Origin of the sequence: Kitasatospora sp. NPDC096204, assembly GCF_044763205.1 — a bacterium.
Classification (GTDB): Bacteria; Actinomycetota; Actinomycetes; order Streptomycetales; family Streptomycetaceae; genus Kitasatospora.
The window spans coordinates 135673-151204 of sequence record NZ_JBIWFT010000023.1; the positions used below are offsets into that span (position 1 = coordinate 135673).

At 71.2% G+C, this 15532-nt stretch carries 15 protein-coding genes; 11 read left to right on the forward strand and 4 right to left on the reverse strand.

Annotation, left to right across the window (positions count from 1 at the left end; translation table 11 throughout):
- Nucleotides 1-572: 572 nt before the first annotated feature.
- On the forward strand, nt 573-1742 hold the full coding sequence (locus ACIQ87_RS24615; protein WP_402410133.1) for a cytochrome P450: 1170 nt from the start codon (nt 573-575) through the stop codon (nt 1740-1742).
- A 481-nt stretch (nt 1743-2223) separates the two neighbouring features.
- On the opposite strand, the gene ACIQ87_RS24620 is transcribed toward ACIQ87_RS24615, so the two are convergent.
- Entirely contained in the window at nt 2224-3006 is a 783-nt protein-coding gene (locus tag ACIQ87_RS24620) for a hypothetical protein (RefSeq protein ID WP_402410135.1), read from the reverse strand.
- 80 nt (nt 3007-3086) lie between these two features.
- Complete coding sequence (locus tag ACIQ87_RS24625; protein ID WP_402410137.1) at nt 3087-3281, reverse strand: hypothetical protein; 195 nt, start codon at nt 3279-3281, stop codon at nt 3087-3089.
- Nucleotides 3282-3996: 715 nt separating this feature from the next.
- Here ACIQ87_RS24625 and ACIQ87_RS24630 point away from each other — a divergent pair.
- The 6 genes from ACIQ87_RS24630 to ACIQ87_RS24655 all read left to right on the forward strand — a co-directional run bounded on the left by ACIQ87_RS24630 (nt 3997) and on the right by ACIQ87_RS24655 (nt 9155).
- On the forward strand, nt 3997-5394 hold the full coding sequence (locus tag ACIQ87_RS24630; RefSeq protein ID WP_402410139.1) for an isopeptide-forming domain-containing fimbrial protein: 1398 nt from the start codon (nt 3997-3999) through the stop codon (nt 5392-5394).
- 67 nt (nt 5395-5461) lie between these two features.
- Nucleotides 5462-5821 (forward strand): IclR family transcriptional regulator C-terminal domain-containing protein, encoded by a 360-nt coding sequence (locus ACIQ87_RS24635; RefSeq protein WP_402410141.1) that lies wholly within the window; start codon nt 5462-5464, stop codon nt 5819-5821.
- A 183-nt stretch (nt 5822-6004) separates the two neighbouring features.
- On the forward strand, nt 6005-6661 hold the full coding sequence (locus ACIQ87_RS24640) for an HAD-IA family hydrolase (RefSeq protein ID WP_402410142.1): 657 nt from the start codon (nt 6005-6007) through the stop codon (nt 6659-6661).
- Between the two features lie 125 nt (nt 6662-6786).
- Nucleotides 6787-7995 carry a helix-turn-helix domain-containing protein gene (locus tag ACIQ87_RS24645; RefSeq protein ID WP_402410144.1) on the forward strand — a complete coding sequence of 403 codons (1209 nt, stop codon included), beginning with the start codon at nt 6787-6789 and terminating at the stop codon, nt 7993-7995.
- Nucleotides 7996-8176: 181 nt separating this feature from the next.
- Nucleotides 8177-8680, forward strand: a complete 504-nt coding sequence (locus tag ACIQ87_RS24650; protein WP_402410145.1) for a hypothetical protein — start codon at nt 8177-8179, stop codon at nt 8678-8680.
- A 40-nt stretch (nt 8681-8720) separates the two neighbouring features.
- Nucleotides 8721-9155 carry an ATP-binding protein gene (locus ACIQ87_RS24655; RefSeq protein ID WP_402410146.1) on the forward strand — a complete coding sequence of 145 codons (435 nt, stop codon included), beginning with the start codon at nt 8721-8723 and terminating at the stop codon, nt 9153-9155.
- A gap of 148 nt (nt 9156-9303) precedes the next feature.
- Here ACIQ87_RS24655 and ACIQ87_RS24660 read toward each other — a convergent pair whose 3' ends face one another.
- Both ACIQ87_RS24660 and ACIQ87_RS24665 read right to left on the reverse strand, forming a co-directional pair.
- Entirely contained in the window at nt 9304-10455 is a 1152-nt protein-coding gene (locus ACIQ87_RS24660) for a helix-turn-helix domain-containing protein (protein WP_402410147.1), read from the reverse strand.
- A gap of 3 nt (nt 10456-10458) precedes the next feature.
- Nucleotides 10459-10890, reverse strand: coding sequence for an NUDIX domain-containing protein (locus tag ACIQ87_RS24665; RefSeq protein ID WP_402410149.1), 432 nt, complete (start codon nt 10888-10890; stop codon nt 10459-10461).
- Between the two features lie 177 nt (nt 10891-11067).
- Between ACIQ87_RS24665 and ACIQ87_RS24670 the strand changes: the two genes are divergently transcribed.
- From ACIQ87_RS24670 to ACIQ87_RS24685, 4 genes are all read left to right on the forward strand, one after another.
- Nucleotides 11068-11961 (forward strand): TauD/TfdA family dioxygenase, encoded by an 894-nt coding sequence (locus ACIQ87_RS24670; protein WP_402410151.1) that lies wholly within the window; start codon nt 11068-11070, stop codon nt 11959-11961.
- A gap of 64 nt (nt 11962-12025) precedes the next feature.
- Nucleotides 12026-12196 carry an FxLD family lanthipeptide gene (locus tag ACIQ87_RS24675; protein WP_402410152.1) on the forward strand — a complete coding sequence of 57 codons (171 nt, stop codon included), beginning with the start codon at nt 12026-12028 and terminating at the stop codon, nt 12194-12196.
- Between the two features lie 91 nt (nt 12197-12287).
- Complete coding sequence (locus ACIQ87_RS24680) at nt 12288-15284, forward strand: lantibiotic dehydratase (protein ID WP_402410154.1); 2997 nt, start codon at nt 12288-12290, stop codon at nt 15282-15284.
- A complete protein-coding gene (locus ACIQ87_RS24685; protein ID WP_402410156.1) occupies nt 15281-15460 on the forward strand; it encodes a hypothetical protein in 180 nt (59 codons plus the stop codon). Before ACIQ87_RS24680 ends, ACIQ87_RS24685 begins: the two co-directional genes overlap by 4 nt.
- Nucleotides 15461-15532: the final 72 nt, after the last annotated feature.

Below are 15532 nucleotides of genomic sequence, written 5' to 3' on the forward strand. Positions count from 1 at the left end.
GTGAGCTGAGCGTAGGAAGCGAGGTGATGATCGTTCCGCCGCGCAGATGAGCATGACAGCAACATCACACCATCGCCACAAGTCCGGGGAAGGCTGTCTCGAAGGAGGCACATCACGACGTCATATGCCTGCACGAAAGAGGCACCGTGGCTCGATTCGTCCCGTGCTTTTTATGAACACGTCGTTTCTCACGGACGCCCCGTCGCAGTGTCCGCCGGCGAACCCGCCGGTGAACCCGCCGGTGAACCCGCCGACGCGGTCGGGAAGTTCGTCCACGCCCTGCACCGTCACGACCGGGCCGGGTTCACGGGCACCGTCGACGCCGCCGGTGACAACGCCCTAGAATCCCGTTCGCACTCGCGCAGAAGAACGTCCTCGACCGTCATCCGGCCACCGGCGCCGCCGACAGCTCCGGCCGAACCGTTTGACCCCCATCGACTTCGAGACGATCGCGAAGCGCCACCGCCCCCGGCGGCATGAAACCCAGTTGTCACCGATCCGCGCACCGGTCCCGGCCGTTCGCGCCCGGCACCCGGCACCCCGGTCCGGTGACATCCAGTCAGGAGGCAGCGATGCAAGCCACGTTCCCCCTCGCCACACCGCACCACCTCGACAACGAGCCCGAAGCCGAGGCCCTGCTCGCGCAGGCCCCGGTCGTCCGCGCGACGATGGGCCCGGCAGACGTCTGGCTCGCCCTTTCCTACAAGGCGGTGCGCCAGGTTCTGAGCGACAGCCGGTTCAGCCGGGAGGCGGCCACACTTCCGGGCAGCCCGCTGAAACTGTCCGTCGCCTCCGACCCGCTCCTGATCTCCAGTCAGGACGGCGAGGGCCACGCCCGCCTGCGCAAGCTGATGTCGCAGGCGTTCAGCCCGCGCATGGTCGATCAGCTCGAACCACGCGTGCAGGCCGTCGTGGACTCCTTGCTCGACTCCCTCGACCCGACCGCGGATCTCGTGGCAGGTCTCTGCGCCCCACTGCCGTTGATGGTCATCTGCGAGCTGCTCGGCGTGCCCTACTCCGAGGCGGATGCCATCCGCAGGTGGACCAGGCGGCTGTTCGTCACGAACATCACTCCGGACGAACTGCGGGCCGCGCAGGGCGAGATGCAGGACTGGCTCGCCGATCTGGTGCGTCACAAGCGGGCGCGGCCGGACGACGGGTTGATCTCGGCGATGGTCGCCGCCAACGACGAGGGCGACCACCTCACCGAACCCGAGCTGCTGGCCAACCTCGAGGGCCTGCTGATCGCCGGCCACGAGACGACCGTCAACCAGCTGGGCAACTCGTTGCTGACCCTGCTGCGCCACCCGGACCAACTCGCGCTGCTGCGGTCGTCGCCGGACCTGATCGGACCGGCGGTCGACGAACTACTGCGCTACAGCAGGCTCTTCACCTCGGCCGAGGTCCGGGTCACGACCGAGCCCGTCGAACTGGAGGGCGTCGAACTGGGCGCGGGCGAACCGGTGTTGCCGGTCATCGTCGCGGCCAACCGCGACCCCGGCGTGTACCCGGACCCCGGCCGCTTCGACATCACGCGCGAAGGACCGGCAGCGCACCTCGCCTTCGGACACGGGCCGCACTTCTGCCTCGGCGCGATACTGGCCCGCCGGGAGATGCGGGTGGCGATCGGGTCCGTGGTGAAGCGGTATCCGGGACTGCGCCTCGCCGTCGACGAGTCCGAGCTCACCTACGTGCCGGAACTGGTCTTCCGCGGCCTGCAGGCGTTGCCGGTCACCTGGTGATCCGTGGCCTCTCGTACCGCGGGCGCGGGAACCGGACGGAATCGACCGGTCGGGACACGACACGACCGACGGCCCTTCCACCACCCTCGACCCGCGGTACGACCGGCACGGCGAACTCGTCGGCTCCCAGGCGACCCACGGGGCCGCCGAGCGGCTGACGGCCCACGCTCCCCCCATACCGGCCGACCGCACCCGGCCGGGATTCCGGCCCCGGCTCACATCAGTACCGGAATGATGGATTCCGGCCACCCGGCGAAGCGTTCAAGTCGTCTGCTCCCCAGGTGATCTCACAGCGCTCCCTCGACCGGAACCACGCGTGCCAGACTGCCGGGGCCCTGTGGGGGGCGCTGCACGACCAGGCTCGTGTGGAAGTGGAAGGGGAACAGTGGCACCTCAGAAATCCCTGCTCAAGGTCAACCAGCTGAAGCAAGGGGCGGAAACCGGGCTCAGGTGGCCGGACCGGGGTTCCGGCGACCACGGGTCAGGCCGTCCCCGCCGCCCCGGTGGGGCTGCCGGCGGCGATGGACGACTCGTCGGCGCGCCACGCCGCAGCGGTCAGAGCGGTGGCGCCCATCGCCGCGAAGCCCGAGAGCGCGTAGAGGGTCAGGATGACGACCGCGCACCAGAAGTAGCCGACCTCGGCCAAGGAGATGTCGTCGGAGCCGAAGACCGTGAGCAGGCCGTAGATGAGCGTCGCGAGGACGGCGAACAGCAGCAGTAGCCCCGCCGACAGGGCCGGCAGGACGGCGGGCAGGGCACCGAGCACCGAGGTCATCTCCCGGTTGCCGGTGACGGTCAACACGTACGCCGCCACCAGGAGCAGCAAGCAGCCGACGGTGTAGTAGCCGTTGACGCCGCCCCATCGGAGCAGATCGTGCAGGTCGCCGACCGGCGCGCCGCCGAACATGGAACTCACGTTGGCGACGACCACACTGATGAAGAAGTACGTCCCTGCGAGCCACAGGGCCTGCAGCACGAGGACCGCCAGGGTCGTCAGGCTCGCGTAGAGCTTCTGGTGTCCCGGGATGCGGCCCAGGTGACGAGCGCTGAAGCGGGCGGCGGCCACGACGGTGCGACCACCGGCCCGGGCCGCCCGGTAGCCCTCCCGCCCCGCCAAGTACCACATCCGCACCGCGATGAGGGTCGCGGTGACGGTGGCGGCCACACTGCCGACTCCGAACCACGAGGTGAGGACGTCACTCACGACATCCCAGAACTGGGGTGCGCCGGGCAGGAGGCTGTCGTTGTCGGCGAGGGTCGTCACCTGGATCTCCACACATCGGTTGGGGGTCCGTCCGCAGACGGCCGGATCATCGGCTTGCGGTCGACCGGGGCCCGGGTCGTTCACCGCAAGGAGAAGGCGTCCTCCTCCAGCACGTCCGCCAGGCGCGTCGCGCACTGCGCGTCCGAGAACAGGGAACGGGGGCTCGGGTCGGCAGGCGTGCTCAACGCGGCTGTCATCGCGGCGGAATGGACCCCGATCGTACGGCCCATGGTACGCAGCTTCAGCTCCCTGTCGGCGGCGATCCCGTCCTCCACCGGCAACCGGTGTGCCCGCGCCGCCAGTTCCCCCGGCGGGCCGGCTCCCGCCGTGCGGCACGTCTGTGGTAGCCGCTCGTCCGGTCGACGGAACCGGTCGGTCCATAAGCGGTCCCAAACAGCATGCGAACCAAATTCCACACCCCCTGACCGGGTGCCACGCAAAAGGCCGCTGACCTGGGTGGACCTGCTGAACGAGGCGTACGAGTGCGTCCTGCGCGAACAGATCGACACCCACCTCGTCCGCGAGGCCACCTCGGCCGGATCGATGCCGACGGCGTGCCGTTGGTGGCGTCGAGGCCGACCGCGCCGGAGCGGGCGAGGCCATCGTGCGGCTCTCCGGTACGGCCGGGCGTCAGTACGGGGCCGGTGCTATGCCCTGACCATGCCTTCGTCAGTGTGCCGTGACTCCTTGGCGGACGGGGCTCGTCGACGTGCGCCACGGCGGCCTCGACCCGGCCCGCGCCCGAGCGGTCACCACCGGATGCGGGCCGGGCGCGTCACCACCCGCGGCGCCTCGCAAGCCCGATCCCACACCCTCGTGCGTGCAAGAACGAGCGCTCACTCTGAGGTCGGATGCCCCTCCTGTGCCGCCCCCTCCCCAAGGGAGGCGGCCACCGGACCGGGGCACCGGATGTCGCGTCCGGACCCCGGTGCACCCGGTCGGTCCGAGCGCCGGCATCGCCGGGCACCACCGACCCGAAGGGGAACCACCGTGACCACGCCCGTCCCGTCCCGCGTCGCCCTGGTCAACGGCAGCTTCGAGCAGCCCACCGTCGCCAGCGACTACGCCCTCCTTCCCGACGCCTCCCAGACCCAGGCCCCGAACCACGTCCCGGGCTGGCTGACCACCGCCACCGACCACCTCGTCGAGATCTGGCACACCGGCTTCCAGGGCGTCCCCGCCGCCGACGGCACCCAGTTCGCCGAACTCAACGCCAACCAGGTCTCCACCCTCTACCAGGACCTGCCCACCACCCCCGGCGCCCTGCTGTACTGGCGCCTCTACCACCGCGGCCGCCTCGGCCAGGACACCATGGCCCTGGACATCGGCGCCCCCGGCAACGTCGTCCAGCAGCGCCAGTTCACCGACGGCAACACCGCCTGGGGCTTCTACACCGGCACCTACACCGTCCCCGCCGGACAGACCACCACCCGCTTCGCCTTCCGCTCCGTCTCCGCCGCCGGCGGCAACCCGGCCATCGGCAACTTCCTCGACGGCATCTTCTTCGGCACCGCCCCCTCCGTCACCCTCGCCAAGACCGCCATCCCGCAGGGACCGCTCCAGGTCGGCGACGTGCTCACCTACCGCGTCACCGCCCAGAACCAGGGCGGCGGCAACGCCGAGAACCTCGTCCTCACCGACACCATCCCGACCGGCACCACCTACCTGCCCGGCTCGCTGCGCATCATCGACGGCCCCAACGCCGGGGCGAAGACCGACCAGAGCGGCGACGACCAGGCCTCCTTCGACGCCGCGAACAACCGGGTGGTGTTCAACCTCGGCAACGGCGCCACCGCCACGCAGGGCGGCAGCCTGCCCAACACCGCCATCCTGCCGAACGGCACGACGGTCGAGTACCGGGTCACCCTCACGGAGGCCAGCGCGGGCCACACGGTCGCCAACACCGCGACCGCCACCTACGAGAACCGCCTCGGCGCCACCTCACAGCCCCTCACCGCCACCTCCAACGAGGCCGACACCCAGGTGCTCCCGGCCGCCGACCTGAGCGTGACCAAGTCCGCCGACGCCACCACCGTCACGGTCGGCCAGACCGTCACCTACCGCGTCGCCGTGCACAACAACGGGCCCGACCAGGCCACCGGTGTCACCGTCACCGACCGCCTGCCCGCCGGCCTCACCTACCTCTCCGCCACGGCCGGCGCCGGAACCTACGACCCCGCCACCGGCGTGTGGAGCGTCGGCAGCCTGGCCGTGGGCGCCACCACCACGCTCACCCTCCAGGCGAAGGCCACCACCACCGGCCCCGTCACCAACACCGCCACCGCCCACGGCAACGAGACCGAACTCCACCCCGCCGACAACACCGACACCGTCGCCATCTGCGTGGAGCCCGCGCCCACCTGCAACCCCTGCGGCCCCTGCTCATAGCCCGCCATCGACCCGCACCCTGAAACGCCCTCACCCGCAGCCCCGGCACGGGGCGGTCGGAGCCACGATGGGTACGGCCATGGTGCGGTGCCTCGCCTACCTGCCACAGACCATCCAGGACCTCGTTCTTGCCGAGGAAGTGCCGCCCACCGCCGGCCCCGGCGTCATCCGTGACAACGACGCACTCGCGGCCACTCTCGACGAGATCCGACAGCTGGGCTTCGGCGTCGGTCGCCAGGAGTGCATGACCGGCTGGGACTCCGTCGCCGCACCGGTCCACTGGCACGACTCCATCATGGGCGCCGTCCTCCTGCTCAAGCGGTCCACGGAAATGCCGGCAGACCTGCGCCCGTTGATCTACCACACACTCAAGGCGGCCGAGTACCTCAGCGAACTGACAGCGCGACCTCTCCCGGCCGCGATGTAGGCCAACCACTGGCCCCATGAACAGGGCGATGTCACCCGGTCGAACGGCTGGAGCTCACATTCCTTGCAGAGTGCTCTGTCACGGGCCCGGTGCCCCGCGCATCTGAGAACACCGGGCCGGGTCCCACCGCGTCGGACGGCGGGTACCTTCGCGGTACAGCGACGCACCGAGAAGGGATTCATCATGGCGCAGTCAAGTGACACTGATACGCCTCCGTCCACGTATCGGGGTCTAATCCTGGACTTCGCCGGGGTTCTGACCACGGATGCGCTCGAGGTGCACCGGGAGTGGTGTGTCCGCCAGGGACTCGACCCCGAGGCGTGGCGGCGCACACTGAACACGCACCCGGTGGTCCGGCAGCTGTACGTCGACCTTGAGCGGGGAGCCCTCAGCCAGGCGGAGTGGAACCGGCAGGCGGCACCGTACCTCGGGCTGAGCGATCACGAGAACTTGATGGGCCGGGCGTGGGCCGACGTCCGGCCAGCGGCCGACATGGTGGCGCTTGCCAAGGCCGCGCGCGAGGCCGGATACATGGTTGCGATGCTGTCGAACAGCTTCGGCCTGGACCCGTACGACCCGTACGCCGCCTGCGGGGTGTGGGAACTGTTCGACGTCACGGTGGTGTCCGAGCGGGAGGGCCTCGCGAAGCCGGACCCGGCGATCTACCGGCTGACGCTCGACCGCATGGGACTTCCCGGCGAAGCGTGCGTGTTCGTCGACGACCACCGGGTGAACCTTCCGCCGGCCGAAGAGCTCGGCATCACGACGGTGCTCGCCGACGGGCAGCCCGGCACCGCTGCCCGGGTGGCGGCCCTGCTCGGCATCGGCGCCCGTGTCTGAAGCACTTCCCGGGGGGCCGCGCCCCGCACGTCAACTGACGTACGGGGCGTGACCGTTCTCTGTCACACCCCCACCCTGCGGGGGTACCGTCCCGGGAAGGCCACAACCTGAGACGGAGTCAGCCTATGACCCTCTGGGCAGAACGCACCACGGCGGAACGAGTCAAGATCCTGCGCGGCAGAGCCGTGACGCAGGAGGCCCTGGCGGAGAAGTCGGGAGTGTCCCTCGGCACGATCCGGAAGCTGGAACAGGGCGGCAACCTGTCGCTGCCGTCGCTGCTGAAGGTGGCCGTCGGCCTCGGCACGGACGTGTCGGTGATCCTCGGTCAGCAGTCTCCCCGGCGGGGCATGGAGCTGGACGAACGCGCCGCCCTCCGGGCGGTCTCGGCGGCCGTGCACGACACCGGCCTCGGCATCGGCGCCGCCGTGGAACCCGGCAGCCTGGACGAATTGCGGGACGCCGCGCGGCGGGCGGACGCCGCGTTCTGGAGCGCCCGGTACGTGGAACTCGGTGCGATCCTCTCCCGGCTGTTGCCCGAGGCGTGGGCCCTCTACGACGCCGCCGAGCCCGACCGGCGCGGAGCCGCCGGCGGGGTGCTGGTCGACGCCTTCCAGACCGCCGCCGTCATGGCCAACGTCCTCGGTGCACGCGACCTCGGGTACACGGCGATCACCCACGGCCGCAACGTCGCAGAGCGAATCGGCGACGACCTGCGGTCGGCCCACCTCATGGCCTCGCTGTCGTGGATCTGCCTCCGGGACGGACACACGGCCAAGGGCGTTCAGGTCGCGGAGCGCGCTGCGGCCAAGGTGGAGCCGAGGATGTCCGACAGCGACCCCGACCGCCTCAGCGTGTACGGGCAACTCGTCACCAACGCAGCCGTCGCCGCGTCCCGGGGCGGAGCGGGAGCGGACTCCGCCCGCGACTACCTGAGCCAGGCCCACGCCGTCGCTGCGCGGATCGGCTGCGAACATGCCCGAGGGGACCAAGGTCAGCCGTTCGGGCCGTCCTACGCGGCCACGCAGGCCATGTCGGTGGCGATGGCGCTCGGCGACACCTCCGCCGCACTTCGGCTGATCCAGACGACCCGCCTCGACCCGGAGATGCCGTTGGCGACCCGGGCGCGGTTCCACCTTGACGTAGCGCTGACGCGTACCGAGACGCGGCAGTGGGACGCCGCTGCGGCAGCTCTGAAGGAAGCGTGCCGGATGGCCCCTGCGTGGGTTCGGCACCAGGCCCTTCCCGGCGTGATCACGGACCGGATCGCCGACGTGTCGGTGTCGATGGCGCGCAGCGCCGCGCAGGCCGCCGGGGTACCACTGGTCATCAGGTAGGGACCGTGTCGGGGCGTGGTGCCGCGTGAGTAGCGGAAACACGTCGCAACCACGGTCCGTGGCACCCGGCCGACGCTATCCGAACGGGTACCACGGACCGTGGTAGTCGGGCACCTGCGACTTCGCCCGCTACCACGCCCCGAGTCTTCACTGAGGGTGACTCCAACGTGACAGTGGTCTCATGACCAACGATCACCAACGACTGATCGGCCGCGTCCCCGTCGCCCTCTACCTCTGCGTCGAGGACGCACCCGCCGCCGACCTCATCGCTGCCCACGTGCGTGTCTTCGTCGAGGCCCGTCAATGGAGCGTGGCCCTGCTCGCCGTGGACAGCGCCCCCGCGCAGCCTCTCATTTCCCGGCCGGGGTGGCAGGCTTTCACCGACGCGCTGTCCGAGCGTGTCGCGGCCGGAATCGTCACCTGGACGCACGGCATGGTCCACGACGACCCCGCGGCGGCTCCCACCAAGCATGCCGCTGCCTTTGACCGGCTGGGTGCCGTCCTGCGCGAGCGCGGCGCGTTCCTCACCGTTGCCGCCCGCCCTGCTGTCTCCATCGGCGCGATTCCGTCGCGCCGGTCTCCGGGAGAACACTGGCGACGCCGCGAGCTCACGTCTTCGGCCGCCGGCTTGTTCACCCCGCGCCGCGCAGCCGGACTCGGTGCCGACCCGAGGGCCATCGGATGATGATCTGGATGGGCGTCAGACGACCCGCGCGGGTTCTGCGATGACCACCACGCTGGAACTCGTCACAGAGGCCGCCGAGGTGGCGGTGCCGGGCCCGGCGACCGTGCGCCTGCCGTACGTCGCGCAGTCGGCCGCAGCGGCCCGCCGCCTCGTCCGCGCCAAGCTCACCGAGTGGGAGCTGCCCGACCTGATCGACGACGCCCTGCTGATCGTCTCCGAGCTGGTGGCCAACGCGCTTGGCACCGGCTGTCAGACGCACATGGTCGTCGCCATCCGACGTCCGACCAACCGCACCGTACGACTGCTGGTCTCCGACGGGTCGGCGTCCCTGCCCGTACGGATCAATGCCGGTCCCGGCGCCGAGTCCGGACGCGGTCTCGACCTGGTTCACACGCTCACCAACGCCAAGTGGGGCGTTCAGCTCTGGCCCCGAGGCAAGGTCGTCCACGCTGACCTGCCCACCACCCACGTCTGACGGCGCTCCGGATGGGGTCATGCTCCGCAGATCGAGCGGTACCCCCACCGCCCATCGCCTCGCTCCTCGTTCCTCGCTCAAAGCGAGTCGCCCACCAGTGCAAGGGATGTGATCCGCCGTGTTCATCGTTGTTCCGTCTCGATGGAGATCAGGCGGCTATCTCGGCTCTCAGCCGTTCCAGGGCACCGTCCGCCCGTTCCCTGACTTCGGGCAGACGCCGGCCGGCCCGGAGAACGCGCTGGAGCTGGTGGGGCAGGCGGTGGAGGGTTGCGCCGTCGACCGCGGCGCTGAGCTGGTGTGCGGCGCCCGTCGGGTCTCCCTTCCGCAGCAGCACCTCACCGGCAGTGATCGCCGCGATGATCCGCCACTGGGACGTCGCTGTGAGACCGGCGGCCGGCGCCTGGTCGAGCTGCCGGACCGCTTCGGCGACCCGGCCGGTGCCCAGGAGGCCGCGAAGGCGTACCTCGTGGAGGGTGAACTCGGAGAACAACGCGGTAGGCGCCACATCGTCCAGCAGCCGGCGCCCCTCATCGAAGGCGGCATCGAAGACAGCAGTGTTCCCGGCGGCTCCGGCGGCGCGGGCGAGCAGAACGACGGCCTCGGCGCGTTCGGTGGCGGTACGGGCGGTGTCACGTGCCTGCCCAAGCCGGTCCAGCGCACGATGGTGCAGACCGGACTTGCGAAGTTCGTTGCCGTGGTGGCGCAGTGCGTGGGCGTGCAGGCCCGGATCACCGAGGCGCCGCGCGACGCTCAGTCCCTTGCCGGTCCAACGGGCCGCGACGGCCAGGCGCTCTTCCGGAAGCACGTGTCCGAGCGCGACGCCGAGGCCGACGCGGGCCCTCGCGAGCAGGCGCAGGGTGTCGACGTCGACGTGGCCGTCGGCGGTTCGGGCCTCCAGGCGGGCGACCAGCGGCCACAGCTCGGCGACCGCGGTGGTGGCCTGGCCGGACTGGCGGGCGCTCTCGGCCAGACGCAGCACGGAGTCGGCGAGCTGGATGACGAGTTGGTGGTCTCCGTCGGTGTCGTCGGTGATGCCGAGGCAGTGCGGCGGAAGGCCGAGGCGTTCGGCGATGTGACGCAGGGCGCCGATGTCGGTGATGGTGCGCGAGCCGGTCTCGATGCGGGAGACGTAACTGGTGGAGTAGCCGAGGAGGTCCGCGAGCTCCTGTTGCGGCAGGGAGTGGAGTTCCCGGTAGAGCTGGAGGATTCCGGACAGGGCGCGGCGGCGCAGGATGTCCTGGGCTCTGGGTGTGGTCCAGTGCCAGCGGATTCCTGCGCCGTAGGGGTCGATCCCGGCCACGGGTCAGATCCGGTCGTGGAGTTCGTACCAGCGGGCGATGGAGTCCTTGTAGCCCTGCGGCATGACCAGCCCGGGCACCTCGTCGCGGTGGAAGAGGCCGGCTTCCTTGTGCTCGTGGCTGACGACCGGGGCCTGGTGTGCGTCGGTGGCGGTGCAGCCGTAGGTGACGATGAAGACCTTGCGGCCGGGGATCGGCTCGTACATCCACACGTCGAGCAGGGGGCCGGCGGTCGCCGTCCAGCCGCTCTCCTCCTGGATCTCGGTGACCACCCGCTGCTCGGGCGTCTCCGCCCCCTCCAGCTTCCCACCGGGCAGCTCCCATTCCTGGCGCTCGTTCTTCAGCAGCAGCACCCGTTGCTGCGGGTCGAGCACGACGCCCTTGATGGAGATCGGGAAAGTCCTTGGTACATAGGGCTGTTCTGTCTGTCCGGTCATCGCTTCTTCCGGGGCGCACAGGTGGGTCACGGGCCTGTCGAAGGTAGCACTCGCGCGTTCGCCCACCGCCTCGCCACCAACCGACCGCAGCTTGACTATCTGTCACTTCCCATCGTCTGGCGAGCAGTGGAAAGTGTGTCGTCTCCCACCTACTCGGTCCCATGAGGGAGGTTCACCATGCCGTCTTCCGACTCCAACGGCACCAGCGGCGACGCATTCACCGCGCTCATGCTGGACGGAGAAGCGCGCGAGCACGCGGCGGCGGTGCTTCGCGAACACGGGATGCTCCGGCTCGCCAGGCTGGGCGGGCGCGACGAGGTGCTCCTCACGGCCGGTCGGCTGATGTCCTCGCTATGGCGTCATCGGGATGCCGACCCCGACGGGTTGACCGTGATCCGCGACACCGGCCGCCATGACGGACGGCCGGGCTTCGCCGGGCTGGGACGCGAAGCCCTGGCCCTGCACACCGAGTGCGCACAGCACCCGGCTCCACCCAGGCTGCTCCTGCTGGCGTGCGCGCGGGCCGGCGATGCGGGCGGCGAGACCCTGCTGGTGGACGGCCAAGCCGTCCTGACCGAGCTGGCTGCGTACCACCCGGTCGTCATCGAGGCGCTCGCCGCGGACAGGGCTGCCTACTTCGGCGGATCGGGCGGCCTCTTCGCGCCGGTCCTCCAGCGGTTGCCCGACGGCCGCTGGCGGTTGCGGCTGCGGCAGGACGACTTCGCCCGCTTCTCGCCCGACGCCGAAGCGCACCTGGCCGCCCTGCGCCAGACCCTCGACCGGAACACCCAGCGGGTTCGCCTCGCCCCCGGACAGGGTGTCGTGCTGGACAACCACCGCTTGTTGCACGGCCGCACGGCCTTCTCGGGCGAGCGGCTGATGCTGCGTGCGCTCGGCGAACCGCACCCCGAGCTCGGTCTCAGCCCCGGCTACCCCGCGCCGTGGTCCGCGTCGCATCCAGCTACCGCGCGCACGACCATCCAGCCTACGGGCAGCCTGAGCGACCAACTCCCCACCACAGCGGAGCCGAACGCCGACACGCGGCCCGGCCGCCCCACCGTCTCCTGGTGACGCGAGGTGCATCCCGCGCCCCGGCCCCAGGTCCCGCAAGGGAATCCCTCAAGGAGGAGAAACCATGACCCGGAAGATCACGGCCGAGTTCAGGGCCACCACGCCCGACGCCGTCGGCGACGAGTTCGACCTCGACGTCCGCACCGTCGAGACCGCCGACCCGGCGAGCCTGCAGGTCCTCACCGACGACGGCTGCGGCAGCACCTGCGGTGCCTGCACCACCGGCCTGCACTGACCCACCCGGCCGGTGCCGCGCGGAAGCATCCCTGCGGCACCGGCCGCCACCCCGTCCTCTTCCACCCACCCCGACCCGAGGTCCGCCACCCATGCGCCCAGCCGCTTCCCCGTACCGCGCCGCCGGTGTGGCCCTCGTGCGCGCCGTCGCGCACCCCGCCCCCGCGCTGCCCACCTGGCCTGACCTCGACGAGGCCGGCCTGCCCGCCCGTCAGCTGCAATGGCTGCGCGAGGTATGGGCGGACGAGAGCTTCGCCGCGGCCCTCGAACAGGCCAGCCCTGTCCTCACGCAGCAGGTCCGCCAGCTCACCGCCGCCTCAAGCCCCGCACCCCGCGAAGTGCGTCGCGCCGCACTCTCAACCGCCCGCTACGTGCTGCGCGCGGCAGGCCGCCCCACCCCGTACGGCTACTTCGCCGGCGTGCAAGGCGCTTCCTTCGCGCCGGTATCCACCGTGCGATGGGGCCACGGACACCGCGCTGCACGCACGGTCTCAGCGGCTCGACTCGTCGACGCGATCGGACAGCTGGAGCATCTCCCCGGCTTGCTGAACCTCCTCCACGTGGCCGCGAACAACACCGTCCAGGTACGCGGCGAGCGCCTCGTCGTTCCGCACCGCCCGCTCGCCCGGCCCGGCCTCGGCACGGAAGCCGCCGAGACGACCCTGCGCCGCACCCACCCCGTCGTCTTCGCCCTGGACGCCGCCCGCCATCCGGTCCGCTTCCGCGACCTCGCCGACAAGGTGCACGCCGCGTTCCCCGCCGCATCCGCCGAGCAGGTCACGAACGCCCTGACCGAACTCGTCGTCCACCGCGCGCTGATCACCAGCCTGCACGCGCCGGCCACCGACCTCGATCCTGTCACGCACTTGCGCACTGCCTTGAACAGTACGGCTGCCGCCGAACTGCCTGGCGTCGCCGCAATCCTGGACAACCTGCACACCGCGGGCACCGACCCGGCAGAGTCGGCCGTCGACCTGCGACTGGACGCCGACATCATTCTCGCGCAGGCCGTCGCCGACGAGGTCGCCCGCGCAGCGCACCTCCTGACCCGACTCAGCCCGGCTCCCAAGGGAACAGCAGCCTGGCGCGCCTACCACCAGCGCTTCTATGAGCGGTACGGCCGCGGCGCGCTCGTGCCGCTGCTCGACATGGTGACCGACAGCGGGATCGGCTGGCCCGACGGCTATCCGGGTGCCCGGCCCGCCGACCGGCCGCGCTTCGACGAACGCGACCAGCGTCTCGCCGCCCTCGCCCAGCGAGCAGCGCTCGACGGCAAGCGCGAGGTCCTGCTCGATGACGCCGCTCTGGCCTCGCTCGATCTCGGCCCGGACGATCCGCGCTGGCCCCCGCACCTGGAGATCCTCGCCCGCATCCACGCCCCCACCCGGCAGGCACTCGACCGTGGCGCCTTCCGCTTGGAGGTCGTCTCCGCGTCCCGCGCCGCTGGGGTCTCGGTCGGCCGCTTCCTCCACCTCCTCGAACCCGCGCATCGCACAGCGTTCACCGACCTGCTGACGAATCTGCCGACCATGGACGAGCACGCCGTCACCGCGCAGCTCTCGTACCCGCCGTTGGACGGGGCGAACGGGCACGTCGCCCGCAGCGTGGCGACCGGTCAGCTGGTGATCAGCCTCGGCGAACATCGCCGCGCGGCCGAGGGCGTCCTCGGTCCCGACGACCTGGCGGTGGGCTGCGACGGGCGGCGCATGTACCTGGCCGCGCCCGTGCTCGGAGTGCGGATCGAAGCCGCCGCGTCCCACGCCCTGAACCTGCGCAGCCACACCCCGCCGCTGGCCCGGCTGATCACCGAGCTGTCCCGCGCCCATGCCGCCCAGGTCACCCGTTTCTCCTGGGGGAGCCTCGGCGCGCTGCCGTTCCGGCCCCGGCTGCGGCACGGCCGCGTCATCATCTCCCCGGCCGCCTGGCGGCTGACCGCCGCCGAACTTCCGGCTCGCTCTGCCGACTTCATCAAGTGGGACAAGGCGCTCTCCGCATGGCTGGCGCGGTGTCGCGTCGCCCGGCACGTCACGCTGGCCGCCGACGGCCAGGGCCTGCCCCTGGACCTCGACCATCCCGGTCACCGTGTCCTGCTGCGCGAACACCTGCACTCCGCCCCGCACGCCGTCCTCGTCGAGGCCCCCGACCCGGCCGATCTGGGCTGGGCCGGCGGCCGGGCCCACGAGATCGCCATCCCGGTCACGGCCACCCGGGCCCCGGCCTGGCCGCGCCTGCCCAAGCCCACCCCGGCCCGGATCCTGCGGCGTGGCCACGGCGACACCCCCGGCACCTCCCGGGTGCTGCTCGCCTCCCTCTACGGCGACCTGGAACGCCAGGACACTGTTCTCGCCCGCCACCTGCCTGATCTGCTGGAGCACCTCGGCCGACCCGCATGGTGGTTCGTCCGCTTCCGCGACCCGCACCAGCACCTGCGGCTGCGCATCGCCCTGCCCGGCCCGGATGCCTTCGGCCCCGCCGCTGCCGTGATCAGCACCTGGACCGCCGAGCTCCACCATGCCGGGCTGCTGTCCGAGGTCACGTACCCGACCTCCTACGCGGAGACCGGCCGGTGGGGCGAGGGCCCGGCCTGGGCCGCCGCCGAGCAGGTCTTCCGCACCGACTCCGCCGCTGTACTCGCCCAGCTGTCCCAGCCCGCGCTCCCCGAGCGGCACGCGCTGCTCGCCGCACACGCAGTCGCGATCACGGCGGGGTTCACCGGCTCGGCCACCGCGGGACTGCACTGGCTCGCTGCCAACGTCCCCGCCAAGCCCCCGACGCCCGTCGCCCGGCCGGTGTTCGCCGAGGCAGTCCGCCTCGCAGACCCTGCGGACGGCTGGGCCGCGCTGCGCGCTGAGCCGGGCGGGGCCGCTCTCGTGCAGGCGTGGGCCGACCGCGACATCGCGCTGAATGCCTACCGCCACTACTTCCCGGGGCCCGAAACCCGGGGCGTTAACGCGGACGACGTCCTCGGCTCACTGCTGCACTGCTCATACGTTCGCGCGCACCGCATCGACTTCGACGACGAGGCCCAGGTCCTGTACCTGGCCCGCGCAGCCGCCCTCGCCCGCCTCTCCCGAAACGGTGACGTGTGAACACCCCGCACCCAGCACTTCGGCTGTCCAACCGGATCGCCGAAGTCCTCGCCGACCCGGCAACCGTGCCGGCCACCTGGTCCTCGCGTCCACAGTGGGCGCAATCCCTCGCCCACGGCGCCCCGGGCATCGCCCTGCTCCACATCGAGCGCGCCGGAAGATTTCAAGTCCAGTGAGACGGTCGTGACGCTATGAGGTTTGTGGTGTGGGTTCCCTGCGCTTGGCCGGGTCGTTGATCCACGCCGTCT

Bases quoted from the DNA above. Each gene is read 5' to 3' on its own strand.
- ACIQ87_RS24665 (WP_402410149.1), bottom strand. From the start codon at position 10,890: ATGACCGGACAGACAGAACAGCCCTATGTACCAAGGACTTTCCCGATC.
- ACIQ87_RS24615 (WP_402410133.1), top strand. From the start codon at position 573: ATGCAAGCCACGTTCCCCCTCGCCACACCGCACCACCTCGACAACGAG.
- ACIQ87_RS24680 (WP_402410154.1), top strand. From the start codon at position 12,288: ATGCGCCCAGCCGCTTCCCCGTACCGCGCCGCCGGTGTGGCCCTCGTG.
- ACIQ87_RS24655 (WP_402410146.1), top strand. From the start codon at position 8,721: ATGACCACCACGCTGGAACTCGTCACAGAGGCCGCCGAGGTGGCGGTG.
- ACIQ87_RS24650 (WP_402410145.1), top strand. From the start codon at position 8,177: ATGACCAACGATCACCAACGACTGATCGGCCGCGTCCCCGTCGCCCTC.
- ACIQ87_RS24675 (WP_402410152.1), top strand. From the start codon at position 12,026: ATGACCCGGAAGATCACGGCCGAGTTCAGGGCCACCACGCCCGACGCC.
- ACIQ87_RS24670 (WP_402410151.1), top strand. From the start codon at position 11,068: ATGCCGTCTTCCGACTCCAACGGCACCAGCGGCGACGCATTCACCGCG.
- ACIQ87_RS24645 (WP_402410144.1), top strand. From the start codon at position 6,787: ATGACCCTCTGGGCAGAACGCACCACGGCGGAACGAGTCAAGATCCTG.
- ACIQ87_RS24640 (WP_402410142.1), top strand. From the start codon at position 6,005: ATGGCGCAGTCAAGTGACACTGATACGCCTCCGTCCACGTATCGGGGT.
- ACIQ87_RS24635 (WP_402410141.1), top strand. From the start codon at position 5,462: ATGGGTACGGCCATGGTGCGGTGCCTCGCCTACCTGCCACAGACCATC.